This is a genomic window from Polyangium jinanense (genome assembly GCF_028435365.1).
This window is the reverse complement of record NZ_JAGTJJ010000022.1, coordinates 45,884-71,395: the sequence shown is the minus strand read 5'-3', so window position 1 is coordinate 71,395 and position 25,512 is coordinate 45,884. Positions and strand designations below refer to the sequence as shown.

Here is a 25,512-nt window from a genome sequence, read left to right as displayed (position 1 = left end):
TGGATGTGCAAGCATTGGACAAACGATTCGCAAAGCATGGCGCAAGGCCCGTGCACCAATGGTGAAATCGAGGAAATGCTTCGGCATTTTCGGCTGCTGCCGCCCGCAGTGTTCGTGCTTCCGTTCCCGCTGCGTTGTTCGGTTCCGCTATGCTGCGCCCATGCTCTCCCTCCGCGCCGTCTTCCGGGGCAAGCGCGTCGCCCTCCGCGCGCCCCGCGTCTCGGATGCGCCCCGCATCGTCGAGATTCGCTCGTGGTCGATCGAATTCCTGAGGCCCTGGGTGCCCGTCCCCGGCCCCGACGAATTGGACGTCCCGCTCGCGCGCGCCCGCATTCTGCGCGATCGACGCGATATCCGCGCCGACCGCCACTACCGATTCTGCATGACCCTCGGCGAGGACGGGCCCGTCATCGGCCGCGTCGCCCTCACCCAGGTGTTCCGAGGCATCTTCCAGCGCGCCGCCCTCGGCTACTGGGTCGACGTCGAGCACCATGGACAAGGCTTCACCACCGAGGGTGTAAAGCTTGCGCTCGACGTCGCCTTCCGCGAGCTCGGCCTGCACCGCATCCAGGCGGCCATCATGCCGCAGAATGCCGCGAGCCTCTCCGTCGCCCGCAAGTGCGGACTCCAGCACGAGGGCCGCGCGGCGCGTTACCTCCAGATCGCCGGCGCCTGGCAGGATCACCTGCTCTTCGCCGTCACCGCGGAGGACTGGCCCGCCGCGCCGCCGTGACGCGGGCTGGTTCTATTTGGACGAACGCTTGCGCCGCGCGACGCGCTTCGGGCGGGCAGGGGGCGCCTCGCCGTCGCCGACCAGATCCTTCGCGATGGCGAGCGCGCCGCGCACGCCGACCAGCGGATCCGTCACCACGGCGACCGGGATCTGCGCCATGAGCCCGGCGAACCGCCCCTTTTGGCGGAAACCCTCCAGGAATTGCTCCCGCCGCGAAAGCACGATGTGCCGCGCGATGTTGCCCGCCACGAACACGCCCCCGAGCGCGAGCTGCTTCAGGGCGAGGTTTCCCGCCTCGGCGCCGTAAATCGAGGCGAAGAGGTCCACCGCCTTCGCGGCCGGCTTCGACGCGCCGGACAAACCGAGCTCCGCGATCGTCGCGTTCCGATCGCCCTCCTCGAGCCGCCGCTCGTTCGCCTTCGTCTCGCGCCCGCCGCGGGCCACGAAGAAATCGTAGAGCGCGCCGAGCCCGTCGCCCGAGAGCACACGCTCGTAGCTCACGTGGTCCGGGAACCGCTTCGACAGGAACGCGAAGAACTCGGCCTCGACCGCGTCGCGCGCCGCGAAATCCGTGTGACCCCCCTCGGTCGGCAGCACCAGGTGCTTCGCCCCGTCCCATACGATCAGCGCCTCGCCGAGCCCGGTCCCGGCCGCGATCACGGCCAGGTGGTTGCCCTTCGGCTTCGGCCGCGTGTCGCCGAGCGGCACCGCGACGTCCGGGGGCAGATGCAAGCAACCGCGTGCCGCCACCGCGAGATCGTTCACGAGGACCACGCGATCGAGCGACAGGCTGCGCGCGAGCTTCACCTCGTCGAGCCGCCACGCGAGGTTCGTCACGGTCGCGACGCGATCCCGGATCGGCCCGGCCACGCCGAGCACCGCGACGGACGGGTGCGGATGATCGGCGCTCGCGAGGAAGCTCCGCGCGATCTCCTCGAACGTCCCGTGCTCGCGGCTCGGCAAGACTGCTTCGAGCAGCAACTTTTTCCCGAGGCCGTCGTAGAGCGAGAGCCGCGTCCGCGTGCCCCCGATGTCGCCGACGAGGATCGATCCGGTCCCACCGCGCTTCTTCATGATGACCTTTGCCCCGTACGAAGTTCCGGGCGGGAAAGCAAGCTACGGGATCTCGCTCATCCCCTCGAGGAACCAGATGACCTGACCCCGCGCTCGGAGGAGCACGCGCGCGGGCACCTCCTCCTCGGGCCCGTCCATCCATGCTGCCGCGATGGGCTGCCGTTTTTGCTCGTCGCGAGCCACGAAGATGGCCCAGTGCGCCTCGCAGAGCACCGGCGCGGTGAGCGTGAGCCGGGCTTCGAGGCCCTTGTCCGGCTGCGCCGGGATCGCCGCCACGAGCCGATCGTCGATCGCGGTCGCGCCCATCCCCGGGAAGAGCGACGCCGTGTGCCCGTCGTCCCCGATGCCGAGCGTCATGACGTCGAACGCGACCGCTCTCGTCACGCCGAACGTACGCCGGAGGAGCGCCTCGTACCGCGCCGCGGCCGCTGCGAGATCCGGATCCTCCGCCTCCATCCGATGCACGCGGCCCGCCGGGGCACGATCGAGTCCGAGATCGGCGTAGGCCATCCCGTAGTTCGAGCGCGGCGAGGCCGGATCCACGGCGCGCTCGTCCACCCAGAACCAGTCGATCCGATCGAGCGGCAGCTCCATCTCCGCCAGCCTCCGGTGCACGGGACGCGGCGTGGATCCGCCCGAGAGCGCAACCCTCGCCGTCCCGCGCTCCTTCACCGCCGCCTTGATCAACGTCGCGAGGCTGGTCGCCGCGTTTTGCACGAACGTTTCTTCGTCCGCGGCATCGATGACGATGTAACGCGCGTCGGCTGTCCTGTTCATCGCTCACTCCATTGCGCCCCGAGAACGAGCGCATCCCTGAGGACCCGATCGCCCTCCATTGCATCGAGCGCCTTCACCAGCACCCACGCCTCGTCCCGGTAGCCGAGCGCGTGCTCGTGCGAGGTCACGCGCGCCCCGCGCCGCGTCCATGCGACCTGCTTCGGGTTCTCCCGGTCGCGCACGCACGCGAGCGAGAGCGGCTGTCCTTCGATCGAGGTCTCGATCCACACGCCCGTGATCTGCCCCGGCGGAAGGCCCTCCCGCGGATCGTCGCGCAGCGTGATCCGCACTGGCTCGCCGTGCCGATCCCGCGCCCGATCCCGCGCCTCGAAGCCCCAGCCGAGCCGCGATCCGAGCCAGCCGAGGAAGAGCGCCGCAGGCTCGGTCGCGCCGCCCGGCGTCCGCCCCACCGTGACCTCGCGGATCGATCCCAGCCCAGGCCGCGCGTCGTCGAAGAACCGCGCCACGAGCTCACGCCACTGGTACGTCCGGACGAACTGACGATCGCCGACGGGCGCCGTGGACGTGTGGAGCATCTCCGCGATCCGCGCGACGCTCGTGTGCGCAGAGTCGACGATGAGCCGATCGGCCCGCGGCAAGAGCGACGGCAAGAGCGCGCGTGGCGCCCCGCGACCGATCTCCACGACGACGGGCACCTCCGGCAGCGCGAGCGCCGCCACCACCGAGCCGGCGCGCTCGCACGCCATCGCGCCGAACGTCATCTCGATCCAGTCGAAGCAGATCGGCGTTCCCGCGTCGAGCCTGCACGCCGCGCGCACGTCGTAGCTCACCTCCCAGGGCGCGAGACGCCCGTCGCTCGTCAGCACGAACGCGCGCCCCGGGTGCGTGTCCGCGAGCGCGTCCGTGGTCGCGCGCGCGTGCTCGATCTCCGACGGCGCCGCGAGGAACACGAAGCTCATCGTGGACGAGCGCACCTTCGTCATCGGCGCGCCCGCCTGCTCGTCCGGCGAGGACCAGAAGGACGCGAGCTCCCCTTCGATCCGCGCGAGCGCCTCGCCGACCGGGAGCGCCGTCACGGCTTCCTCCACTTGTCGCCCGGCACGAGCAGCCGATCCGCCTCCCGCGGCCCCCAGCTCCCGGCCTCGTAGGTCGCGACGGGCGCGTCTTGATCGCGCCATCCCGCGAGGATCGGATCGATGAAGCCCCACTGCGCCTCGACCTCGTCGGCGCGCGTGAACAGCGTCGCGTCGCCGCGCATCGCGTCGAGGATGAGCCGCTCGTAGGCCTCGGGCGTGCTCGAGCCGAACGCCGTCCCGTAGCGGAAGTCCATGGCCACGTTGCGCATCGTCATCCCGCCGCCTGGCACCTTCGTGGCGAAGCGCAGCGCGATCCCCTCGTCCGGCTGGATGCGCAGCACGAGCACGTTCGGCTCGTCGTCGCCGCGGCGGATGCTCGGGGGCGGGCCGCCATCGGTGCCCTGCGGCCCGTCGCGGAAGAGCCTGTGCGGCAGCGGTTTGAAGTGCAGCGCCACCTCGGCCACGCGCTTCGCGAGCCGCTTGCCCGAGCGCAGGTAGAACGGCACGCCGCCCCAGCGGAAGCTGTCGATCCGCAGCGACATCGCGACGTACGTCTCCGTCTTCGAGTTCGGATCCACGTCCGGCTCCTCGCGATAGCCGGGCACCCTGTCGCCGCGCACCGTGCCCGCCGTGTACTGCGCGCGCACCGTCTTCTCCAGCACCTCACGCCCGCGGATGGGCCGGAGCGCGCGCAGCACTTTGACCTTCTCGTCGCGCACCGCGTCCGCGTCCCACGACGACGGCGGCTCCATCGTCACCATCGTGAGGAGCTGCAGCGCGTGGTTCTGCACGATGTCGCGCGTGATGCCGGTCTGATCGTAGAACTTCCCGCGCCCCTCGACGCCGAGCTCCTCGGCCACCGTGATCTGCACGTGGCTCACGTGCTGCCGCGACCAGAGCGGCTCGAAGATCGTGTTGCCGAACCGGAAGACGAGCAGGTTCTGCACCGTCTCCTTCCCGAGGTAGTGATCGATCCGGTAGATCTGCCGCTCGTCGAGGCACGCGAGCAGGTCCTTGTTCAGCGCCCGCGCGCTCGCCAGATCCTCGCCGAACGGCTTCTCCACGACGACCCGCTGGTAGCTCGCGTCCGGCCCGTCCGCGGGGGGCACGACGAGCTTCGCGTCACAGAGCCCGCGCACGATCGCGGGCACCTCGGTCGGCGCGACCGCCAGGTAAAACACCCGGTTTTGCCCCGTCCCCCGCTCGACCTCGAGCCGCCCGAGCTCCGCGGCGAGCCGCGCGTACGTCGCGGGATCGTTGAAGTCCCCTTGCACGTACGCCATGCCCTTCTCGAGCTCGCTCCACGTTGCCTCGTCGAGCGGCTTTCTGCGCGAGAACTTCGCCACCGCCTCGCGCATCTCGTGGCCGAACTCCGGCTTCGGCCGCCGCGCGACGCCGACCACCGCGAACCCACCCGGCAGGAGCCGGCTCAGCGCGAGGTTGTAGATCGCCGGCAGGAGCTTGCGCCGCGTCAGGTCCCCGGATGCCCCGAAGATCACGACGGCTGCGGGCCGCACCGTTCGCTCGTCGGGCATGCCCTCGCGGAGCGGGTTTTCCTCGCCGCTGCCGACGTTCTCGGAAAACGACATGCGTTCCTCCCTCGCGGGACTCCCCGTCCCGCGGGGCAGGCTACCAGAGCCCCGTCCGGCGCGGCGGAGGACGCATCCGTTGGTTGATATCTTTGCTACCGGCGCGGCCCTGGCTACCCTCTCGGCACGTATGGCAGACGCAAGCCTCCCGCGCGTTCGGGTCCCTCATCCGCACGTGCGCTGCGACGCGAGGATCCTCGCAGGCAGCCCCCACGTCGAGGGATCGCGGGTGCCCGTCCGGCGCCTCTGGGTCTGGCACCGCGGCGGGGCCTCGGTCGAGACCCTCTTGCGCCGCTACCCGAACCTCGGCCCGGCCCGCATCCTCGACGCGCTTTCCTTCGCGTACGACAACCAGGACCTCATCGACGCCGACCTCGCCCGCGAGCAGGCGCTCTTCGAAAAACAAGGCGGCCCCACCGTCGGCGCCCGCCCCCTCGCGCAGCTCCCGCTTCCTTTCGACGAAGCCGCCCCGGACAGCGAACAACCCCCCGCGGCCCTCTCGCGACAGCCCATGCTCCCCGGCATGTCGGCCGTCGTCCCGCCGCCCGCGCCGCCTGTGTCCGCCCCGACCAAATCGGCTGCGTCCGTGACGAAGCCCGCACGCAAACGCTAGAGACCTCAGCACAGCCCGGGCGATCCAACGGTCTTTACAGCCCGACGAGACTAGGGCAGAAGGGCCCTCGTGCTGGGAGGGATCGACGCGGAGCGTCCAGGCAGCTCTTCGCCTGGTGAGTTCCGCTTGCGGGACCTGCCACTCGGTAGTGACAGGCGGCATGGCGCAGAGCGCCCCCGCACAAAGAGAGGCGCCCGCCCCGGGTGCCGGAGGGTTAGTCAGATGAGCGTCAGTCGTTGGAAGTTGTTCTCCATGCCCATCGTGGTGCTCGGCATCGCCTCGCCGCTCCTCGCGAACTGCGGCGGCAAGATCCCCGGTGTCGGCGGCGTCGAGGTTCCCGACGCCGTGACGGAGGGCATGGAGGCCGCGAAGGGCTGTGACGAGTTCAAGACCGGCGATTTCGGCTCCCTCGCCATCAAGGGCGACGCGAAGGTCCAGGGCAAGATCAAGTCCTTCCTCCAGGTCTCGTACGACGTGAACAAGACCGTCGTCGACCTCGAGAAGGGCCTCATCACCTCGTGCGGAGCGCTCGGCAAGGACCTCGGCATGAAGGACGACGAGCTCCGCGCCGAGGCCGGCGGGGGCAAGGGCGCGGACAAGGTCTGCACCGCGGTCGCCGCGAAGGTGAAGTCGATGCTCGCGGCGAACGCCGAGGCGAAGATCTCGATCGAGTTCGACCCGCCCAAGTGTTACGCGGACGTCGACGGCATGGCGAAGTGCCTCGATGCCTGCGGCTCGCCGATCGAGCCGGGCAAGCTCGAGGCGAGCTGCTCGGGCGGCGAGGTGAGCGGCTCGTGCGACGCGCAGTGCAAGGGCACCTGCTCGATCGAGGCGGGCGCGCAGTGCACGGGCACGTGCAAGGCGAGCTGCTCGGGCAAGTGCGAGGCCGGCTTCAAGGGCACCTGCGGCGGCAAGTGCGACGGCAAGTGCGACGGCAAGCAGGCGAGCGGCGCGTGCGCCGGTCAGTGCGAGGGCAAGTGCGACGCGAAGGCCGAGGGCACCTGCTCGGGTACCTGCTCGGGCTCTTGCTCCGCCGCGTGCGAGGTGAAGGGTCAGGCGAAGTGCGAGGGTAGCTGCTCGGGCGGCTGCTCGGTCGCGTACAAGGAGCCGAAGTGCTCGGGTGAGTTCAAGCCCCCGACGGTCGACGTGGAGTGCCAGCAGAGCTGCACGAACCGCGCGGCTGCGACGGCGAAGTGCGATCCGCCGGCCGTGCGCGTCGTGGCGAACGGCAAGGTGAACACCGACGTGCAGAAGCTCGTCGCCGCGCTGAGCCGCAACCTGCCCGGCATCATCAAGCTCTCCGCGGGCTCGGGCGCGAAGATCAAGGTCGGCGCCGAGGGTCTCGTGAAGACGGGCAAGGGCATGATCGACGTGGTCGGCGACGCGGGCGGCAAGGCCCTCGCGTGCGTGAAGGCCGGCGTGGACGCGACGGCGAACGCGACGAGCTCGATCGACCTCAACGTCAAGGCGAGCGTCAGCGTGACCGCCTCGGCGAGCGCCAAGACCAACTGATCGGTCTCGGCCGCTCTTCCTCTCGCCACTCTTTCCTCTTCCTCTCCCCGTAACACTCCCTCATCCCCCAACCCCCTCTCCCTGACGGGAGAGGGGGCTTTCGCCGCGGCTGCGGTTGGAGCACCAAACATTGGTGTCCCAAATTCTTCCTCGTGAGCTCGCCGATGCGATCGCCGCGGGCAAACCCGTCTACCTGATCGACGTGCGCAAGCCGTGGGAGCACGAACGAGCGGCGCTGCCGGGCAGCGTGCTCGTCCCGCTCGACGAGCTCACGGAGCGCGCCGACGAGATCGAGCCCCCGCCGGGCGCGCTCGTGGTCGCCTACTGCCACCACGGCGTGCGGAGCCTCTCGGCCGCCGCGCTGCTCGAGCGCATGGGCCTGCCCGGCGTCGCCTCCCTCCGCGGCGGCATCGACGCCTGGTCGCGCGAGATCGACCCGAGCATCCCCCGCTACTGACGTCGCTTCACGCGGACACCCATGCCGCGTGGAACCCGTACGGCACGCGCCGCGGCATGCGCACGCGCGCCAAAGGCCCGCGCCCGATCTCCCGCGCGTCGAGCACGATCATCTCGGATTCCCCCGTCCCCTCGTCGTGCACGAACCCCACGACGTACCCGTCATCCTCGCGCGTAGCGCCTTCCCGCGGCGCGAACACCATCTCGCCGCCGAAGCGATTCTTCCCGAACACGTGGGTATCGCTCCGGCCCTTCTCGAAGTCGTACTGCACGACCCCATCGATCCAAGGCAGATCCGCGCCCGGCACGAAACGCGCGGCCGTGCCAAACCGGTTTTTCCTTCCGGCGAGCCGGTCGTCGATGCGCGTGAAATCCGCCTGGGCATCGTCGAGCTGCTCCTCTTTGGCCTCGCCCGTCTCGAGATCGAACGTGAATCGCCACGCGCGCCCGCCGTCGTAATCGCGCTTCGCCTGCTCGGGCGAATGCCCCATCACGTCGGTGTGCGCGAGCCGGCTCGCGAGCAGCACCACGCGCGAGCCCTCCTCGTAAGCATTCCACACGTGATAGATGAAGCACGCAGGCAGCTCGAACCAGCGCACCTGCGAGGCATCGCCCCGCCGCGGCAGAATCCCGAACCGGCTCGGCCGATCCTTCTCGAAGGCGAGCGGCACCTCGCCACGCGCCATGCGCTCCATCCGGAACGTGTAGGGCAGGTCCAGCAGGATCGAATAATGCTCCGTGATCGCGAAATCGTGCATCATCACGGGCACGTCGAGCGGAATCTGCACGTAATGGTCGAGCCGCCGATCCGGCCCCACGACCCCGTATTTGATGTACGGCAGCCAGAGCGTGTACCCGAAAAACACCATCTCCCCCGTCACCTCGTCCACCTTCGGATGCGCGGTGAACGGGTGGTCGAGCCGCCCGTCGAAATCGACCATCCTCACGGTTTCCAGAGCAGGCAACCGAATCTCGTGCGGCGGCCCGCCTTCCCACGTCGCATAGAGCTGCGACCCGTGGAGGGCGAACGCCGTGTTCGCCACGTTCTTGTAGATCATCCCGTGCGGCGGCTCGGCCACGTTCGGCGGCTCCGCGAAGCCCGTCCAGAGCGCCCGGCCCGCCTCGCGCTCGAACTGAAATCCTTTCGTGCGGACCCAGCGGTTTCGGTACGACGCGCGGCCGTCCTCGATGCGCACCGCGTGAATCATTCCATCGCCGTCGAAAAAATGGTACCGCCCGATCGGCGCGAACTGCGCGTTCGGGCCGTTGCGCACGAACGTGCCCCGGAGATCCCGCGGGATCTCGCCGATCACCTGCAAATTCGGCACGTCGAGCTCGTCGTGCACCGGACCCCAGTTTCCTTCGAGATAAGCGCTCGTGACGATTTGCATGGGCTCCTCCGGCGGCGCTGCGCGCTCGCGAGGGCAGGAGTAGTCGCCGGCCCGTTCGCCTGTCAAGGTTCGTCCCTGGAATGCGTCTCGTTCGTTCGGCGTTTTGCGCCCCCATGCGACGCCCGCGTGACGCCATCCTCTTTCTCGCGGTGTTTTTCTTCGTCCTCGGCCTCGGCGCCCTCGCAGCCGCCGCGCCGCCGGAATCGAAAGAATCCAAAGGCACCATAACTCTACCGTTATCACGGTGGCGCGCTCTCGAAGACCAGCTCGCCGCGCCCGCGCCCCCGCATCGCGCCGCCGAAGGCGTGCTCTGGGTCTCGCGACGAATCGAGGGCCGCTTCCGCAAAGGCCTCTGGACCGGCCGCCTCGTCGCCCGCTTCGACGTCTTGCCCGGCGGCGGCCCCGTACGCGTCCCCGTCCTCGATCATCGCGCCGTCCTCGGCGAGGTCACGCTCGACGGCGACCCCGCCGCGCTGCTCGAGGACGGCGAGCGATATGCCCTCCCGCTCGATCAACCCGGCCGCCACGAGCTCACGGTCGATTTCCACTGGGGCCGCGAGACCGAGCGATTCACCCGCACGCTCGACCTTTCGCTCCCCGAGGGAGGCCCGGTCGCGCTCGAAGCACGCATTGCCGAGCGGGGCATCACGCCGACCCTCGCCGGCGGCGCGCTCGCCTCGTTCACCGAGCAAGGCGGCGATACCGTGGTCACGGGCCACCTCGACGGGAGCGGCGAGCTCCGTTTGTCCTGGAAACAGAGCAAGGCGAGCGAGCCGCGCGGCGAGGCTCGCATCGAGGCCCGCGAGCACACGCTTTTCCGCGTCAGCGAGGCCCTCGTCACCGGCCAGAGCCGGATCGACCTCCACGTCCTCGAAGGCGAGACCGACACGATCCGGCTCTCCTTGCCGCAAGCTGTGGAGGTCCTGCGCGTCGAGGGGAACGCCGTCCTGCAATGGCATCCCCTCGTCACCGAAAAAGACGGCCGCGTCCTCGTCGTCCTCCTCCGTCACCTCGTCGCCGACGAGGCGCAGATCCGCGTCGATTTCCAGCTTGCGAACCAGCCGCAGGCGCCCATCGAGCTCGTGATGCCCTTGCCGTCCGCGCCCATTCCCACCGTGGGCTCGCTCGGCGTGCTCGGTCCACCGGGATTGCGCCTGGATCCGCGCGGTGTCGAAGCCGCCGAGCGCCTCGCGCCACGCGAGATTCCGGAGGAGCTCCAGGCGCTTGGCACGGGCCCCGTGCTCTTCGGGTATCGATTCGAAAAAGCGCCGCGCATCGTGCTCTCGGCCTCGCCCTTGCCCGAGCTCGAGCTCGCGCGCACGGTCGTCGACGAGCTCTCGGCGTCCACGGTCGTCCTCGGCGACGGCACCGAACGCACGAAGGTCGCGCTTCGGATTCGCAATGACGGCCGGCAATACGTCGAGCTTTCCTTGCCCGAGGGTGCGCGCCCGCTGCGCTCGTTCATCGACGGCCGCGAGGTACGTCCCGCCCTGCTCGGCCAGCGCCTCCTCTTGCCGCTCCGCCAGAGCGAGCGCCTCGCCGCCGATCAGACGCGCATTCACGTCGTGCGCGCCGGCGAGACCCTGAGCGACGTCGCGAACCTTTATTATGCCGACCCCTCCGCCTGGCAGCGCATCGTCGCGAAAAACCGCGCCGTCCTTCCGGAGAGCGGCGCCCTCGCGAAGGACATGCGCCTCGAAATTCCCCCCGCCGCCGAGGCCACGAAAGAGGCGTTTTTCGTCATCGAGGTCGCCTACGAGCGCCCCCTCCACGCGCTCGGCGCGTTTGGCCTGGAAAAACTCCGCCTCCCGGGCCTCGACGTCGACACCACGAAGGCGGTCTGGCACGTCTACTTCCCGTCCTCGCACGAGCCCCTCGAATTCCGGGGCAACCTCCGGCAAGCGTCCCGCATCAAATACGACCCGTTCCGCCGGTTGCAATGGTACCTGCAATCGGCGCTCGGCGTCTCGACCGCGTCGGCGGGCGGATACGAAAACATCCTCCAGAAGCGTCGCGCCATCTACAACGACGAGGCCACGGGCGGCGGCGAGCCCTTCGCCGCGCTGACCGAGTTTCCTCTCGTCGGCGAGCGGTATCGCTTCCGCCGCATCCTCCTCGGCCGTGAAGTCCCCGAGATCACCGTCGTCTACGCGTCGAACGGCCTGCTCTCTTGGGCCCGGCACGGCGCGCTCGCGGCCGTGTTCGTCGCGGCCGCCGTCGCGCTCCGGCGCCGCGGCCGCGCGCCCGTCCTTGCGCTCGTCGCCACGCTCGTCCTCGTCCTTTGCCTCGCCCATTTCGTCCCCGGCATTCACCGCCGGATCCTCTGGGGCCTCGATTTCGCGCTTCTCCTCGCGCTCGCGCGCCGCGCGTGGCCCCGCGTCCGCCGCCTCGCGCGCGCCTTTGCACGCGCGCCGTGGCTCCTCTTCCGGGCGATCACGGCCCGCAGGCTCGTCGCAGCCGCGGGTTTTTCCTGGCTCCTCGGCGAGCTCGCCCTTCGTCCGACGCTCTTGTCCCTGGCTGCGCTCGTGCTGCTATCCGCCGCGTGGTTCCGCTTGCGGAGCCTCGCGGAGCGGCGGAGGTCTCGTCATGCAACGTAATCGATCGGGTGCTTTTTTCGCGCTTCTCCTGCTCGTGCTCTCGTCGCTCGTGGCCACGCACGCCGTGGCCGAGGAGAGCGACAGCGAACAGGCGTCCGAAGAGGACCAGGCGGCCGAAAGCGAGGGCAGCGAGGAAGGGAAGGGGAGTGAGGGCGAAGAGGCCGAATCGGAAGAATCGCCCAAGGCCCCCACGACGCAATTCGACGAGGTCATGAAGCTCAACGCGCCTCCGCCGGCCGAGGGCGAAGCGAAGGCCGCGGCGAACGAAGCCGAGCCTGCCGCGGAAGGCGGCACCGCGACCGTGCCGCTCGCCGAATACAGCGAGCTCGCCCGCCGCGCCGCGCGTATTCGGAACACCCGCGCGACCTTCGCAGCGGCGCCCGTGGTCCTCGGCGCCGCGTCGTACGAGGGTGAGGTCGAGGGCGGCGTGCTCGCGCTCCGGGAAAAACTCGTCGTCACGCTCGCCGGCGACGGGCTCAAATTCGTGCCGCTCGTCGGCGACGACGTCGCGCTCGTCTCGGCCACCGCGGACGGTGAGCCCATCGGCGTCACGCGCCGGCCCGGGTATCACGTCTGGGTCACCGATCGCAAAGGCGTCGTGACCGTCGAGCTCTCCTTGCTCGTGGGCCCGCGCGGCGGGCGCGGATCCATCGAATACGCATTTCGATCGGCGCGCACGCCGAGCACCCGCGTGGCGATTCGCCTCCCCTCGGAGGGCCTCTCGCCCCGCTTCGACGGCGCCGTCGTCAGCGAGGTCCGCGCCGAGCGCGGCGGCACCACCGCGCGCGCCACGCTCGCGCCCACGACCGAGATCCGCGTCGTCGGCTTCCGCGACGTCGGCGGCGTCGAGGCCCCGGGTGCCGCGCGCGCCGTCGCCGAGACCGTCTCGCTCCTCAGCATCGACGAGCGCGCCGTCGAGCTCTTCACCGTCGTCCGTTACACCATTCTACGCGGCACGATGCAATCGTTCGAGGTCGCGCTCCCGGACGGCGTCGAGGTCGTCTCCGCGGAGGGCGAGGGCGCGTTCCATTCCACGACCGAACGCAAAGACGACGGAATCCTCCTCCGCGGCGAGACCGCCTTCCCGATCGAGGGCACCTACGAGCTCTCGCTCCGCCTGCGCCTGCGCGGCGGCGCCAAGGATCGCGTGATGGCGCGCCTCCCGCATTGCCTCGGCGTCGAGCGCGAGCATGGCTGGCTTGCCGTCGAGGTCCCAGGCAAGATGCGCATCGGCGAGACCTCGCGCGAGGGCCTCGTCGCCGTCGCCGTCCCCGAGCTCCCGACCGAGGCGCGCGCAAGCGCGGTGAGCCCGATTCTCGACGCCTATCGTTATCACGCGGCGTCGCCCGCGCTCGGCCTCTCCGTCGAGCGTTTGCCCGAGCAGGAGCTCGAAGAAGGCGCGATCGACGTCGTCGAGGCCACGAGTGTCCTCGCGGCCGAGGGCAAGCTCGTCACGGATCTCCGTGTCGTCCTCCGCAATGCCTCGCGGCCGAGCCTCGCCCTCGGATTGCCGCCGAATACCGAGGTCCGCGCGGTCCGCCTCGACGGCGAGCCCGCGCGGCCGAGCCGTGGCGAGGACGGAAAACTCCTTTTGCCGCTCCAGCGCTCGCGCGGCGCCGATCACGAGGAGCCCATCACGCTCGACATCGTACTCGAATCGAGCCTGCCCGCGCTTGGCCTCTTCGGCGCGCCCGAGCTCGCGCTCCCCGCGCTCGACCTCGGCGCGGCCGCATGGCGATGGCGGCTCTACCTGCCGGCTCACAACGAATATCTCGACCTCCGGACCGACGTCCCCGCCGAAGTCTATGCCGGAGCCGCGAGCTGGCACAAGCCGCCGCATTTGAAGCGCGCCGTCCGCTGGAACGAATCCGAGGAGGGCGAAGAGCGCGCGGCCCCCGCCGTCGCGCCCACATGGACCGAGCTCATCGCTACGAACACGGAGAAATCGCACGTGCGGTACTGGGTCGGCCCCGGCACCGTCGTCCGCGCCCGCGTCCCGTTCGTCCGGGCGTATCTCCTGCTCCCGCTGAAGTTCGCCTTCGTGCTCGGGCTTTTTGCAGGGCTCGGCTCGTTCTTGTACCGGCGCGCCGGGCGGAATCGCGCGACCTCGGGAAAACCTCGCACCTCGCTCGTCGAGCTCGCCGTGCGTTTGCCCGGGCGCATCAAGGCCTTCTTTCGGCGACAAACCTTTTCGCGACCCCTCGCCGCGCGCGTCGCTCTCCTCTCGATCGGCTTCCTCGCCGTCGCCGGCTTTTTCGTGAACCGGTTCGGCAAGCTCGTGCAGGCGCTTTTCTCCGGCTGAGCACGTCGGTCCTGCTCGCGCCTGGCGGCGGCCCGGGTTACCATCCGCCTCGGGCATGCGTACTTCCCTTTTGCCGCTCTTCGCCTCTCTCACGCTCGTGGCCGCCGCCGTCGTGGCGTGCGCCGGCGCGCCGTCTCCGGGCGTGGGGGGCACGGCGCCGCCCGTGGACGACGCGGGTCCCTCGGAAGCGGGGCCCGACAGCGGCGATGCCGGACCCGCTGTCCTTGCCGCGCCGAAGGTGACCCCGGTCGAGGATCCGGAGCTCGCGCGCATCGCGGCGCTCCCCGAGGCCGAGCGCCTCGCCTATGCCCGCGCGCACCTGCCCGAGCTAAAGGACCTTCGCAGCGGCACGACGCCGGTGGACTTTTCGAGGTTTTTGAAGGCCGGCCCCACGGTCGCGCTTTTCGTCCCCGAAGAGCTGCTCCAGCACGACGCTCCGGCGCCGCAGGGGCTCTGCCGGCGCGTCGTGTTCGAGGTGCAGCCCGAATCCCTCCATGCCGAGATTCCAACAGACGGCGGCGAGGGCCGCCCGAAGCTCGCGCGCTCCGGCTCCTTCGAGCATCTCGAGCTCGACCGGAACGTTACCTTATATGGGCCGCACAATCGGACGATACAGACAGACGCGCGCGGCCAGAAAACCGAATCGATGACAGCGTACGGATCGGCGTGGTCTCCGTCTGGCACGCTCTTCGAGATTCGCGACGACGCGATCCTTTATGGCGCGACGCGTGTCTCCGCGCATGCCGTGTGCATGGTGTTCGAGGAGCATTCGTGTGCGGAGGCCGACGGCGGTGTGGGCGCCTGCGCGCGGTGCACGCGCCTCGTGGCGAAGCTCCATTCCCACGAGCCAGGCCATGCCTTTGGGATCGCGGTCGCCCGGGGGCGGAGGGGGCCGGCCGAAGGCGAGGCGCTCCCCGCGTGCGCGGCTTGCCCTGTGGACGCCGTCTCCGCCGAAATCCCGCGGATCAACCGCGCGCTCGCCGGGCTCGTCTTCGAAGACACCTCGGGCGACGCCTGGCCGGCGTTTTTCATGAAACGAGAGGCTTGCGTTGCGGCGGCCCGAAAGCACGCGGAGGAAACGCGGCGGGCACAATGACGGGCGGCCGGGGCTTTCGCGTTTTACATCGACCGCATCGCGGTCGATGTACCTGAGGTCCAGGGCTGTGCCCTGGTTCGGGTCCAGGGGCGAAGAGCCCCTGGTCGGGCCCGGGGTGAAACCCCGGCGATACGCTGTGAAATGAACTCCCCTCAGCGAAAACGGATCGACGGCGGCGGGCTATCGTGCTCGTCGTCGAGAAACCACTCGATCCACGGCATTGCGGCCTGCTCCGAGGCAAACAGCTTCGTCGGGACGGCGGGCTTCGAGACTGTGATCACGAAGTTGCCGATCATGTTGCTGACCGGCGAGCTGCCTGTGATCACCGCGACGCATTTACAGACGGCCGGGACGTCGGGGCTCACCCAGAACTTGCGGACCGCGTGATCGGCGCCGCGCAGGCCCCGCTCGTCCACGAGCAGGGGGCGCGGCTGCCCGCCGCCGAGCTTCTTGGCCGCCTCGAAATCTTCCTCGGCGTCCTGCAGCGTGTATTCCGCTCCGTCTTTCGTCACCTTTTTGACGAATCCGCGCGGGTCGTACGTCAGCACGGCCCCTCGCGTCTCTATCTCGCCCGGAACGTCGCTCGAAACCATTATGAACTTCTCCTGGGAGCCTCGGCCTTCTGTGCCTTGCGGTTCATCGAGAGCGCAATGCCGCTCTTCAGCGTGCTGCACGTCCTGACACCGGGCAAATCGAGCCCCATGTCGACGAGGGTCTTCGCCACCTCGGCGCGCAGGCCCGTGAGGACCACGTCCACGCCGAGCATACGCGCCGCGTGCGCCGCGCGGACGAGCGCGCCTGCTACGTCCGCGTCCACCACGGGCACTGCCGTGATGTCGAGGATCGCGACGCGCGGCTGGGCCTTTGCGATGCCTCGCAAGAGGGACTCGATCACCTGATCGGCGCGCTCCTGATCGAGCGTGCCCACGAGCGGCATGACCACGATGTCGTCGGTGATCGGGATGAGCGGCGTGCTCATCGTCCGGATGAGATCGTTCTTCGCGCGGATCGCCTCCTCGAGGCGCATGCGCTCTTCCTCGGCGCGCTTGCGGTCCGTGATGTCGCGCAGCACGCAGACGAAACCTTCGATCGTGCTCCCGTTCTGGAGCGGCGAGGTCGACACCGAGGCCTCGATGACCGCGCCCGACTTCGTCAAACACTGCATCTCGTGCCCGTGGAGCGCGAGGATCTGCGCGGGATCGTGCTCCTCCAGGAAGAGCGTGCTCACGGGCTTGCCGAGGAGCTCGCGCTCGCTGAAGCCGAGGAGCTCCGTCGTCGCGCGGTTCACGGTTCGCACGAGCCCTGCCGCGTCGACGACGACGAGCGCGTCTGCCATCGAGGCGAAGACGCTGTCGAGGTAGGTCCGCGAGACCGTCGAGCTCTGCAGCTCCTCGCGCAGCATGTTGAGCCCGGCTGCGATCCCGTCGAGCTTGTCGTGTGCGGGGCTGATGGATGCGCGCGCCTCGAAGTTCAGCGCTGCGAGCTGCACGACCACGTTCGTCAGCGTGGCGATCCGCTCGTCCTCGGACTTGCGCTCGGAGAGGACCTTGCTTCCGAGGGCCTCGATCTCGCGGAGGATCTCGCCGACGAGCCCGACGCGCTCGCGGCTCGGGAACACGAGATCGCCGGCGCGCAGGCGCCGCAGCATGGTGACGGCCTCGCGCAGACCGGCGTCGCTCGGCGGCCCCGCGCTCGGGGGCGGCCAGTCTCGTCGTCCGTCGTCACGATCGTCTGTTCCCATCGGTGTCTACGGGGGACCCAAGCTGCCTCGGGCGGGAGCATATACCGACACCGCGGCCCTTGGCTAGCCGACGCGCGCGGCGAACGCGGCGAGCGAGAGCACTTCGCCGTGGAACGGCCGCGTTACGTCGACGAACGACATCAGGTTCGAGGGGACGCTTTCCGCACCTACAGGCGGCCATGGCGGCGGGGGCTTACGGAACGTACCGTCCGGCAAGCGCATGTGCGAGCGGTCCGACGCGAACGTCCGGGCGAAGAGATCGGCCGGGACGACGCGGAACGAGGGCAAGTACGGCGGCGGCACGCCCGGGTGAAAGCTTCCCCGGAGCCACTCCATCGCGGGCAGGGGGACACCGAAAGTGCAGTCGACGTCCCAGATCTCCGGCGGATCCCGGACGAGCAGGACGACGTGGTAATCCCACACGATGGGTTTGCCCCGGCCAGCTTTCTGCGACCACATGGGGCATGCGCGTTCGGCGTTCGAGATGAACACCACGTCGCGCCGCTTGTCCACGAGCGCGGGCTCCTGGCAGAGGTGCCAGACGTTCTCCTCGCAATAAAAGGGCTGGCGCAAGAGGCGCGGCGCGCGGGTTTCCTCGCGCCCATCCGCGCGTCGTTTCATGGCAAGGACCTCGAAGCAATCATCGTAACCCGGACGGGGCCGGGCGCGGAAGGCGGAAGCGACGGCTCGGCCCGCGCGCACTACGAAAGCGCGTTCCGTGGCCCTGGCCTGCCGTGCTAGCGTGGCCGGCGATGGCCGCCCCGCCCCTGCCGCTGCCGATTGCGGCGCTCGTTCGACGCGCGCGCAACGCCACGGACCCGACCCGGAAGCACCTCGCTTCGTATTACGCCTGGGAGGCGAGCATCCGCCTCACGGTGGCGGCCGAGCCGCCCGCGGACGTGAGCACGCTCGGCATGCCCTCGACGGGGCACTGGGTGAAGGCGATGCCGCCGCGGCCGGGCAGCCTCATGGATCCGGCGCTGCTCGCGCTGCACGCGCTGCTCGCGGAGGTCGGGACCGACAGCCGGCAGGCGCCGAAATCGACGAACGCGCAGAAGCTGCTCGCGCTCCTGCCGGCGTACCGGAACAAGGTCATCGGGCACGGATCCACGCGGAACGACGCGTTCAATCAGGAGGCCGCGCGGGTCTTTCTGGAAGCGATCGAGCCCGCCTGGCGCGCCGGGATGTTTTTCCCGCCCGACGCCATGCTGGTGTTCGTGGAGAAGGTGGAGATTGGGGCGGACGGCGACCGCAAGGCCCAGATTGTGCGGCTCGAAGGCCTCGCGTCCGAGCGCGAGGGCGCGGCGCAGGCGGGGGAGGACATCCTGCCGGGCCGGGTGTACCTGCGGAAGGACGGCCATTTCGCGTCGCTCCACCCGTGGGTGCTGTTCGAGGGCGGCGAGGAGCGGGAGCGCGCGCTTTTTTTCAATGGATATCGCAACGCGGCCGAGTACCTCGATTACGCGAGCGGCGACGTGGTGAAGAGCAAGGCGCTCGCGGCCGCGTTTTCCTCGCTCGACGCCGACGTCGCGGCGCTCGTGGCCGGCGGGGACAAACGCCCGTCCGGGCCGGGATCACGCAAGACAGCCGCGCCGCGCCCGCCCGAAGGGGCAGGGGAGGCCGAGGAAAAAGTCGCGGCGGCCGTGAGCCAGGAAAAAACCGTTGCAGCGCAAAAGACCTCGCGGCCCGGATGGCTTTTCCCGGTGATCGGGGCCGTTTCGCTGTCGCTCGGCGGGGTCGGGGTTTGGCTCGGTACGAAGGGGTCGTCCGGGTCGAAGCCCTCGGCGGACGTCGCGCCGAGCGCGTCCGCCGCCCCGGTCGAGGACGAGGACATCCCGACGATCTCGCAGGATCCGGCCGTGCAGGCGGAGTTCCGGCGGGGGATCGAGAGCCTGCTCAAGGCGGACGTGTACGGCGCGGAGACGGCGCTCCTCTCCGTGCGCGACAAGGCGCCTCGTGATCCGTGGCCGCACGTTTGGCTCGGCATGACGGCCGCCCTGCAGGGCCATTACGAGGATTCGACGCGCGAGTTCGACGAGGCGGTCACGGCCGTCCGCGGGACCACGGGCCGCGACGCGGAGCTCGTCGCGATCCTCGAAATGTCGGACGAGGACGCCGCGAAGGGCCTCGCGGCCTGGGAGACGTTCAAGGCCAAGCACCCGAAGTTTTTCCTGGCACACCTGCTCGTCGCTTATTACTTCACGTACCGGGGGACGGTGCCCGAGTGCATCGCGCGATTCGAGGCCGCGCGCGCGATCGACGGGCGGCACGCGCTCACGCATGTCCTCGAATCGACGTTTTACATGGATTCGGGGAAGTTCCCCGAGGCGCTCTCCGAAGCGGAGAAGGCGCTCGCGTTGCAGGGGGCTTCCCCGTGGATCATCGCGCAACGCGGGATGGTGCGGATGCGCATGGGCGACACCGCCGCCGCACGGGCCGATCTCGAACAGGCGATCGCCCGGCGCGGGCCCTTTTCGGCGCACGTGACGTATGCGCTCTCCCTCTTGACCACGGGCAAACCCGAGGACGAGGCGCTGTTCGCCCGCGAGCGGCAAACCTTGCTCGATACGAAAAACGTCGAGGATCGGCTCGCGTTCATGTGCACCCACCCGCTCGTGCTCCTGCGCGAAGGGCGCGCGCGAGAGGCCGACGCCTTGCTCGAAGAGGCCGTCGCGTTCGCCGTGGAGAAAGGCAAACAAGGCACGCTTCTTCGCTGCGTGCTCTTGCCGTCGTATGCCGACGTGGTGCTTGGTCGATTCGACCAGGCCGAGGCGAAATTCGCCAAGCTCTCGCGCATCTGGGAGGGATTCGGGCTCGCGAAGACAGACGAGGAGCGGGCCAAGATCATGCTGAAGGGCTTGAAAGGCATGCTCGCGCTGGAAAAAGGCGACACGGCCCGCGCCGAGACCGAGCTCGCCGAGCTGAAACGCCTCGCGTCCGGCGGCAATGAAGAGCTCGGGTATGCCGTCGCCGTCGCCCGGAAGGAGGACGTCGTCATTCCGGACGCGCCCGAGGCGCGCGGCAATTTTCCCCGCTTTCGGCGGATGCACCTCCAGGCCCGCGCCTTCGAGCTCCGCGGCAAGCTCGCCGAGGCCGAGCAAGCCTACGAAAAGATCCTCGGCGAGCGCGAGAAATGCGCGAAGCACGTGTTCGACATGCACCTGCTCTGCGGGCCCTACGTCGCCGACGGCCTCGTCCGGCTCGCGGCGCTTCAGCAGAAGCGGGGCGCGAATGCGGAGGCCGTCGCGACGCTCGACGCGCTCGCCGCGTTCTGGCCGCGCGCGGACGCGGATCTGCCGCCCGTGAAGCGCGCGGCCGAGGCGCGGAAGAAGCTCCCGCCGGCGAAGTGAACGCCGCGCGGGCGCGTCAATACGCGCAGAGCGGGTCCTTCGGCGGGCAGTGCTTCCCGGGCTTGGGTTTGCCCTCTTCTTTCACGTCGACCGCACCGCGCGCCGGCGCGCCTTGATCGACGCCACCCACGAAGCCATCCGCGTCTTCGTCACGCTTGCCCTCCCCCGTGATCGGGCTCGGCGGCCTCGACACCTCGACCCGGCGCGTATCGTCGTCCGCCCCCAGGTCCAGCGCCACGAGGTCAATCGACACGAGCGCGCCGCAGCCGGCGGGCGGCGTCGTCGCATTTGCCGCGCCTTTCGCGCACGCCTCCGTATCACCGGCCTTTTCCACCGGCGCGCCGGACGCCGACTCGGCCACCTCGAATGCGCCGATCGTGTATCCACGAACGACGTGCGTCGCCTCTTTGCACGCCTCGGTCGCCTCGGGGGTCGCGGTCGCGCCGCCGAACGTGAATCGACCCGCTTGCGCGAGTTTTACCTCGAGCGCCCGCCCGCCGTTCACGACCGTGCCGAGCCGACCTTTGCCGAGCGGCACTTCGCGCTCGATGTCCGCCTCGTTCGACAGGGTGAACGATCCATCCTCCGGCGCGGCCCTGTACGCTGCCGAGGCGCGTAGCTCGCACGCCTTTACGACCACGAGCTTGCACCCTTCGAGTTTCACGGCGACGGGGCCTTCTTCGAGCCGTTTCTCCAGCGCCTCGCGCTCGGCGGCCGGCAGGGCGACGACGCGCTGGCTTGCGGGCTCGTTCGGGAGCGGGCTGCAGAGGGCCGATTCGCCCGGCGGCGGAGCCATGGGGCCGCGCTCGACGGCGTGGTTCTGCGCCGCGCCACACGCGGCGAGGGAGACGAGGGGAATCGTGGCGACGAGGAGCGAGAGGATCCGCACATGCGGACCGTATCAGGGCCCGCGCGGGGGCTCAAGGCCGACTCAATTCGCGGAACAGGACAGGAACATCCTGCCGGGGGAGCCGAGCCCGGCGCTCCCGGGGATGCGGATCCGCCTTTTTTGATTTTCCGGGCAGGTCGAGACGAGCTCCGGGTTGCCGAGGGGCGGAGAGGCCGTGGCGTCGACGTAACACCACCCGTGGACCGGATTGCCATTGGCGAGCGGCGGATCGGAGACGTCCTCTTGGCAAGCCGTCCGCGCCGCGCCCTCCTCGGCCTGGTTCACCATGCAGAGGCAATTCCACTGCTCGCTCGCCGCTTGCGGGTCGCTCATGACGAGGTTGACGAGCGGGGTGTGCTTTGGCGGGATCTCGACCCGCCCCTCCGACGGATCACATGCGCACGCGGCCTCGTCCACGTGCCGCGCTTCGATGACCACGCAGGGCAGGCCGCCCTCCGGATCGGTCTCGAGGCTCCGGGGCAGGCAGGTATCCTCGAATGCCCTCGCCATCCGCGCGTGGAGCGCGTCCACGGCCGGGCGATATCCGGCGCCGGACCCGCCCGTGTCCTCGATGCTCGCCGGACAAACCGAAGCCACGACGGCCTGCTCGCCGAGACCTTTCATCACCGCGAGCTGCCGGAGGCTCGGATAGGCCTTCGCACGGACCTGCAAGGTGGGCGCGCCGCCGTTCATGGCGTTCGGCGCGCAGAGGGGATTGTCGTTGTCCGTGGCTTTGCAATCACATCCGGGGAGGGTCTCGTCCGTGCAATCGCGCGCCTGCCCTTCCGGCAGGGGAAAGATACACGCGTATTGCAGGTCGTCCCCGGCGATCGTCCGCTCGTGCCCGTTGATGGGGTTTTTCGTTGGGGCATTCGCGTCGACGAGGACGTCGCCCGTGATCGGGTTCGTCCCCGCGCGTTTCGCGACGGACTCGATCATCAACGGATCGAGCGGGCGCACGTATTTCGTGGGGTCTCCGAGGATCACGTCCCAGGTCGTGGTGCCCGCCGCGTCGATCGGCGCTTCGAGCTCGTCCGCGCTCTTCAAGCCCTTTCCGAGGTCCGTCGGATCACGCGCGACGTCCTGCCAGGGCACGCCGACGATGCCCGCGAAAAACACGTCCCGAGGTTCGCGGCTCTGCCAGACGTCGTCGTTCGGATCGAGGTCCGCGAAAATGGGGTTCGGGACGAGCTCCCCGGCGCGATTCTGGATCTCGTAGGACGAGAAGGCCTGCACGTATCGATCCACTGGATAGAGAAAATCGATGCCGAAGCGGCGCTTCTGATCCCAGCACCGGAGGTTTTTGTCGTCCTCCTCGGGCGTGAGCAACGCGGGGCCGCCGTTCGGTCCGATGCACTCGGCCTCCTCGGGGCAACTGCCCGGGTCCTGCCCACAGGATTTGCAGCAAGGATCGTTCGGATCGATCGCGCATTCCTTCCGCGCGCGCGGGACCCGCACGTCTGTGCCGTCGGGAGTTTTTCCCATTCCGACGTAATAAAACTGCCCGTATTCCTTGATGGAGCAATCGTTCTCGTCCGAGAGCAGCACGATCGCGAGCATCGAGTCGGGCCGCAGGAACGCCTTGCGTTGTTGCAGAAGGGCCGTATCCGTGCCCTCGGGCGTGGCGCGGTTGTTGACGACGGAGATCGACGCGTAAGGCTCGGGATCGACGAGGAACCGATACACGCTCTCGAGCTGCGATTCGAACTCGCAGCCGATCGGTCCGACGCCGGCCACCATGTCCCGGAGCGACGCGCCAAGCGTGGCGAGGTTCTCCTCGCCGGGCGGCGAAAGCGCTTGCGCCGGATCCCAGGCCAGAAAGCCTCGATCCTCGTAGGTCGGCGCCGCAGCGCCGCCGCAGGCGTCGAGCCGCGCGACGAGGTGGCCCTTGTCGTTGTTCGTCGTGTTCGTCTGTCCTGCGCACGCTTTCTCGTCGGGCACGAGGTCGGGACAGCTATCCGCGCCGTGCCCGCCGATGCTCGAGCTGAGCACGCCGATGTGGATGTCGAGCACCGGAGGCGTCACGCGAAAGGTGCCCGCCGGGCAAGGATCGAGGGGATGGTCAGGCTGCTGCTGCGCCGCCACGCCCTCGGCATTGACGCAAGGCGGGTTCACGAGGCGGAGGACGAGGTCGGGCACCGCGCTCGCGAGCAGCGCTTGCTTGTCGGCCATCGAGCGCGAGTTGTCGAGGGCGAGCAAGAGGTCGAGCTTTTGGACCGTGGGCGCCTCGAGCCGTGCGATCCAGGGCTCCGGGGTGCAGCTCAGCGATTCGCAGGAGACGACGGGTCGCACCGCGCCGTCGCAGGCGACGAGGCCGGAGGCGACCAGGACGAAGGAAGGCGCGACGAGGGCGAGCGAGGTACGGGAAGGGCGAGACCGCATAGGTCCTCCGCGATTTGCCGTGGGCCGGTGATTCGGCCCACGGCGCTCTTGTTTGGTGTGGCAACCAATATGCCACGCCGCGGAGGCGGTCCGGCAAGGACTAACGGCCGCGGCGCCGCGCGCCCCGGAACGCCGCAAGCGCGAGGAGCCCGAAGGCCGCCGTCGCGCCGCCCGCGGGCGCGGTTTGTCCAGGCACGGAGCAATCGCAGCTCCCGGACTCGGAGGCGCCGCCGTCGCTGCCGCCCGCGGCCGCGCCGCCGGCACCACCCGCGCCGCCATCGCCAGCCGCGCCGCCGTCCCCGCCTGCGCCGCCCGCGCCGCCAGCGCCGCCTGCGCCGCCGCTGGCACTCCCTCCGCCCGCGCCGCCCGCGCCGCCGCCGCCCGCGTACTGCACGAGCTTCGATTGCGAGAACGATTCGGTGACGAGCGGTTTGTTCGGGCAAACCTCGAAGCCGTAGCCCCACTTCGCCTTGAGGAAAAAGCCCGCGAGCGCCGGCGCGTCCTTCACCTCGAGCTCGAGCGTCACCGTCTTCGTCTTCCCGGACGGAAGATCCCCGACCGGCACGCCGGCCGTGAGCGCGGCACCGTCAACCGGGTTGCCAGAGATGTCACCGGGGGTGCCGTCGACCGCGAACGAGACCAGGCCGAGGCTCGCTTCGAGCGGGAGGGAGAAGTCGATCTGCTCGGCCGCGACGTCGCCGTTGTTCGCGAGGATGGCCGTGACCGTGAAGGTGTCGCCGAGCGAGACCGAGCTCGGCGCGTCGATGACGCTGCTCGCCACGCCTTTGAAGTCCGGCGCATTCACGTCGATGGAGAACGCCGCGAGGATCGGGGCAAACGAGTCGTCCGTGGTGAGCGTGCGGATGACGGCCGAGCTCTGCCCATTCTGGAGCTGCCCTTCCTGGGAGCTCAGGGGCACCGTGGTCACGTCCCAGCCTTGCCGACCCCCGCTGACGTTCTTGCCGCCGATCGCGTCCTGGTTCCGATCGCCGAACGTGCCTTGGGTGTCGAGGTTTCCGTTCTCGTCGTTGATTTGCGAGCAAAAGAAATTGTTCGAGGGGTTGTTCGGGCCCGAAAGATTCTTGAACTGCCCGTTTGCCGTGGGGGCGAGCTGGAGCTGGTCGCCGACGAAGTTCGCGTCGCCCTCGATCGTGCTCACGATGATGCTGCCTTCGACGACGCCCGCCGGCGGCGCGCAGAAGCCGCTCACCGTGTAATCCTGGGTCGTGTTCTCGTCGACGAACGAGCCGCCCACGAAGATGCTGAGGTTGCGCATGGGGACGCCCTCGTCGCGGTAGGCGACGACGAGCGTCCAGCCGGCGGCGTTCAGACTATTGATCGAGCTCGGCTGCGTGGCCGGGACGCCCGACACCTCGTACGTGCCCTTGCCAGCTTGCTTGACGAAATCCGTTACGTCCGCCGAGCGCATGTAATAACGGACCGCGAAGCCCGAGGCCGCCGTCTCGTTCATCGTGAGCGCCGTCGCGGGGTCGGGCGTGACCATCATCGTCGCGCCGTTCGCCGCGAGGGTCACGGCTGTGTTGAGCAGCGCCGTGACGTTCTCCCCGCCATAGTCGTAGCTGCCGCCCCAGAGCAGCTCCGCGTAGAGCACCTCGGCCTCGGGGAGCGAGAGCACCGCGCTCGACCCATTCAGCTTCCAGTCCGCCGTGGTGCCCATCGGCCAGGGGTTCTGCGGGTCCGCGGCGGGCTCGTCGACGGTATTGCCGAGCGAGATGAACGTGCCGATGGAGTCACGATCTCCGGGCCCGTTCACATTCGTGGCCTTGCTCAAGCCGAGGGCGTTGCCCGTGCCCGCGATTCCGCCGGGCACCGTCGCGGTGAAGCGGAGTTGCTGCGCGGAGGCAGACGCAGGGGCGAGCGCGGCGCAGGTGAATGCAAGGAGGAGAGGTGCACGAAGCTTCATGCTCCCATGGCTAACCCGGGGGCGCGTGAGGGTCAAATCCTGTATTCTC

19 protein-coding genes are annotated in these 25,512 nt (G+C 69.4%); 8 read left to right on the top strand and 11 right to left on the bottom strand.

Annotated features, from left to right (window positions below; genetic code table 11):
* Positions 1-160: 160 nt before the first annotated feature.
* Complete coding sequence (locus KEG57_RS29370; protein ID WP_272422857.1) at positions 161-733, top strand: GNAT family N-acetyltransferase; 573 nt, start codon at positions 161-163, stop codon at positions 731-733.
* A 12-nt stretch (positions 734-745) separates the two neighbouring features.
* Here the strand turns inward: KEG57_RS29370 and KEG57_RS29365 are convergent, their stop codons facing one another.
* The 4 genes from KEG57_RS29365 to zwf are packed head-to-tail and all read right to left on the bottom strand — an operon-like array spanning position 746 to position 5,210.
* Entirely contained in the window at positions 746-1,807 is a 1,062-nt protein-coding gene (locus KEG57_RS29365; RefSeq protein ID WP_272422858.1) for a glucokinase, read from the bottom strand.
* Positions 1,808-1,849: 42 nt separating this feature from the next.
* On the bottom strand, positions 1,850-2,584 hold the full coding sequence (gene pgl / locus KEG57_RS29360) for a 6-phosphogluconolactonase (RefSeq protein ID WP_272422859.1): 735 nt from the start codon (positions 2,582-2,584) through the stop codon (positions 1,850-1,852).
* On the bottom strand, positions 2,581-3,621 hold the full coding sequence (locus KEG57_RS29355) for a glucose-6-phosphate dehydrogenase assembly protein OpcA (protein ID WP_272422860.1): 1,041 nt from the start codon (positions 3,619-3,621) through the stop codon (positions 2,581-2,583). The genes pgl and KEG57_RS29355 overlap by 4 nt, the downstream gene beginning before the upstream one ends.
* Positions 3,618-5,210 carry a glucose-6-phosphate dehydrogenase gene (zwf, locus tag KEG57_RS29350; RefSeq protein ID WP_272422861.1) on the bottom strand — a complete coding sequence of 531 codons (1,593 nt, stop codon included), beginning with the start codon at positions 5,208-5,210 and terminating at the stop codon, positions 3,618-3,620. Before zwf ends, KEG57_RS29355 begins: the two co-directional genes overlap by 4 nt.
* A 130-nt stretch (positions 5,211-5,340) precedes the next feature.
* Between zwf and KEG57_RS29345 the strand changes: the two genes are divergently transcribed.
* The 3 genes from KEG57_RS29345 to KEG57_RS29335 all read left to right on the top strand — a co-directional run bounded on the left by KEG57_RS29345 (position 5,341) and on the right by KEG57_RS29335 (position 7,792).
* Positions 5,341-5,823, top strand: a complete 483-nt coding sequence (locus KEG57_RS29345; protein ID WP_272422862.1) for a DUF433 domain-containing protein — start codon at positions 5,341-5,343, stop codon at positions 5,821-5,823.
* A gap of 222 nt (positions 5,824-6,045) precedes the next feature.
* Positions 6,046-7,335 carry a hypothetical protein gene (locus tag KEG57_RS29340; RefSeq protein ID WP_272422863.1) on the top strand — a complete coding sequence of 430 codons (1,290 nt, stop codon included), beginning with the start codon at positions 6,046-6,048 and terminating at the stop codon, positions 7,333-7,335.
* Positions 7,336-7,468: 133 nt separating this feature from the next.
* Positions 7,469-7,792 carry a rhodanese-like domain-containing protein gene (locus tag KEG57_RS29335; protein ID WP_308215647.1) on the top strand — a complete coding sequence of 108 codons (324 nt, stop codon included), beginning with the start codon at positions 7,469-7,471 and terminating at the stop codon, positions 7,790-7,792.
* Between the two features lie 7 nt (positions 7,793-7,799).
* On the opposite strand, the gene KEG57_RS29330 is transcribed toward KEG57_RS29335, so the two are convergent.
* Positions 7,800-9,182, bottom strand: coding sequence for a carotenoid oxygenase family protein (locus tag KEG57_RS29330; RefSeq protein ID WP_272422865.1), 1,383 nt, complete (start codon positions 9,180-9,182; stop codon positions 7,800-7,802).
* A gap of 113 nt (positions 9,183-9,295) precedes the next feature.
* Here KEG57_RS29330 and KEG57_RS29325 point away from each other — a divergent pair, with 113 nt between their 5' ends.
* Genes KEG57_RS29325 through KEG57_RS29315 form a run of 3 tightly spaced genes read left to right on the top strand, consistent with a single transcriptional unit; the run spans position 9,296 to position 15,177 of the window.
* Positions 9,296-11,779, top strand: coding sequence for a LysM peptidoglycan-binding domain-containing protein (locus KEG57_RS29325; RefSeq protein ID WP_272422866.1), 2,484 nt, complete (start codon positions 9,296-9,298; stop codon positions 11,777-11,779).
* Positions 11,769-14,081: a hypothetical protein gene (locus KEG57_RS29320; protein ID WP_272459059.1), complete on the top strand. Its 2,313-nt coding sequence runs from the start codon at positions 11,769-11,771 to the stop codon at positions 14,079-14,081. Before KEG57_RS29325 ends, KEG57_RS29320 begins: the two co-directional genes overlap by 11 nt.
* A gap of 55 nt (positions 14,082-14,136) precedes the next feature.
* The gene (locus tag KEG57_RS29315; RefSeq protein WP_272459058.1) at positions 14,137-15,177 is read left to right on the top strand and encodes a hypothetical protein; all 1,041 of its coding nucleotides are present in this window, start codon (positions 14,137-14,139) and stop codon (positions 15,175-15,177) included.
* 152 nt (positions 15,178-15,329) lie between these two features.
* Here KEG57_RS29315 and KEG57_RS29310 read toward each other — a convergent pair whose 3' ends face one another.
* The 3 genes from KEG57_RS29310 to KEG57_RS29300 form a co-directional block, all read right to left on the bottom strand.
* Complete coding sequence (locus KEG57_RS29310) at positions 15,330-15,725, bottom strand: DUF7793 family protein (RefSeq protein WP_272422869.1); 396 nt, start codon at positions 15,723-15,725, stop codon at positions 15,330-15,332.
* A gap of 44 nt (positions 15,726-15,769) precedes the next feature.
* Complete coding sequence (locus KEG57_RS29305) at positions 15,770-16,918, bottom strand: PAS domain S-box protein (protein ID WP_272422870.1); 1,149 nt, start codon at positions 16,916-16,918, stop codon at positions 15,770-15,772.
* 63 nt (positions 16,919-16,981) lie between these two features.
* Positions 16,982-17,539: a protein N-terminal glutamine amidohydrolase gene (locus KEG57_RS29300; RefSeq protein ID WP_272459057.1), complete on the bottom strand. Its 558-nt coding sequence runs from the start codon at positions 17,537-17,539 to the stop codon at positions 16,982-16,984.
* A gap of 131 nt (positions 17,540-17,670) precedes the next feature.
* Here KEG57_RS29300 and KEG57_RS29295 point away from each other — a divergent pair, with 131 nt between their 5' ends.
* Positions 17,671-20,268 (top strand): tetratricopeptide repeat protein, encoded by a 2,598-nt coding sequence (locus KEG57_RS29295; protein ID WP_272459056.1) that lies wholly within the window; start codon positions 17,671-17,673, stop codon positions 20,266-20,268.
* Between the two features lie 16 nt (positions 20,269-20,284).
* Here the strand turns inward: KEG57_RS29295 and KEG57_RS29290 are convergent, their stop codons facing one another.
* The 3 genes from KEG57_RS29290 to KEG57_RS29280 all read right to left on the bottom strand — a co-directional run bounded on the left by KEG57_RS29290 (position 20,285) and on the right by KEG57_RS29280 (position 25,463).
* On the bottom strand, positions 20,285-21,157 hold the full coding sequence (locus tag KEG57_RS29290) for a hypothetical protein (RefSeq protein ID WP_272422873.1): 873 nt from the start codon (positions 21,155-21,157) through the stop codon (positions 20,285-20,287).
* 42 nt (positions 21,158-21,199) lie between these two features.
* Complete coding sequence (locus tag KEG57_RS29285; protein ID WP_272422874.1) at positions 21,200-23,539, bottom strand: hypothetical protein; 2,340 nt, start codon at positions 23,537-23,539, stop codon at positions 21,200-21,202.
* A gap of 100 nt (positions 23,540-23,639) precedes the next feature.
* A complete protein-coding gene (locus tag KEG57_RS29280) occupies positions 23,640-25,463 on the bottom strand; it encodes an MYXO-CTERM sorting domain-containing protein (protein WP_272422875.1) in 1,824 nt (607 codons plus the stop codon).
* Positions 25,464-25,512: the final 49 nt, after the last annotated feature.

What these genes read in the sequence shown, in the direction of transcription:
- KEG57_RS29370 (WP_272422857.1), top strand. Translation starts at nt 161, where the DNA reads ATGCTCTCCCTCCGCGCCGTCTTCCGGGGCAAGCGCGTCGCCCTCCGC.
- KEG57_RS29365 (WP_272422858.1), bottom strand. Translation starts at nt 1,807, where the DNA reads ATGAAGAAGCGCGGTGGGACCGGATCGATCCTCGTCGGCGACATCGGG.
- pgl (WP_272422859.1), bottom strand. Translation starts at nt 2,584, where the DNA reads ATGAACAGGACAGCCGACGCGCGTTACATCGTCATCGATGCCGCGGAC.
- zwf (WP_272422861.1), bottom strand. Translation starts at nt 5,210, where the DNA reads ATGTCGTTTTCCGAGAACGTCGGCAGCGGCGAGGAAAACCCGCTCCGC.
- KEG57_RS29345 (WP_272422862.1), top strand. Translation starts at nt 5,341, where the DNA reads ATGGCAGACGCAAGCCTCCCGCGCGTTCGGGTCCCTCATCCGCACGTG.
- KEG57_RS29340 (WP_272422863.1), top strand. Translation starts at nt 6,046, where the DNA reads ATGAGCGTCAGTCGTTGGAAGTTGTTCTCCATGCCCATCGTGGTGCTC.
- KEG57_RS29330 (WP_272422865.1), bottom strand. Translation starts at nt 9,182, where the DNA reads ATGCAAATCGTCACGAGCGCTTATCTCGAAGGAAACTGGGGTCCGGTG.
- KEG57_RS29325 (WP_272422866.1), top strand. Translation starts at nt 9,296, where the DNA reads ATGCGACGCCCGCGTGACGCCATCCTCTTTCTCGCGGTGTTTTTCTTC.
- KEG57_RS29320 (WP_272459059.1), top strand. Translation starts at nt 11,769, where the DNA reads ATGCAACGTAATCGATCGGGTGCTTTTTTCGCGCTTCTCCTGCTCGTG.
- KEG57_RS29315 (WP_272459058.1), top strand. Translation starts at nt 14,137, where the DNA reads ATGCGTACTTCCCTTTTGCCGCTCTTCGCCTCTCTCACGCTCGTGGCC.
- KEG57_RS29305 (WP_272422870.1), bottom strand. Translation starts at nt 16,918, where the DNA reads ATGGGAACAGACGATCGTGACGACGGACGACGAGACTGGCCGCCCCCG.
- KEG57_RS29300 (WP_272459057.1), bottom strand. Translation starts at nt 17,539, where the DNA reads ATGAAACGACGCGCGGATGGGCGCGAGGAAACCCGCGCGCCGCGCCTC.
- KEG57_RS29295 (WP_272459056.1), top strand. Translation starts at nt 17,671, where the DNA reads ATGGCCGCCCCGCCCCTGCCGCTGCCGATTGCGGCGCTCGTTCGACGC.
- KEG57_RS29285 (WP_272422874.1), bottom strand. Translation starts at nt 23,539, where the DNA reads ATGCGGTCTCGCCCTTCCCGTACCTCGCTCGCCCTCGTCGCGCCTTCC.
- KEG57_RS29280 (WP_272422875.1), bottom strand. Translation starts at nt 25,463, where the DNA reads ATGAAGCTTCGTGCACCTCTCCTCCTTGCATTCACCTGCGCCGCGCTC.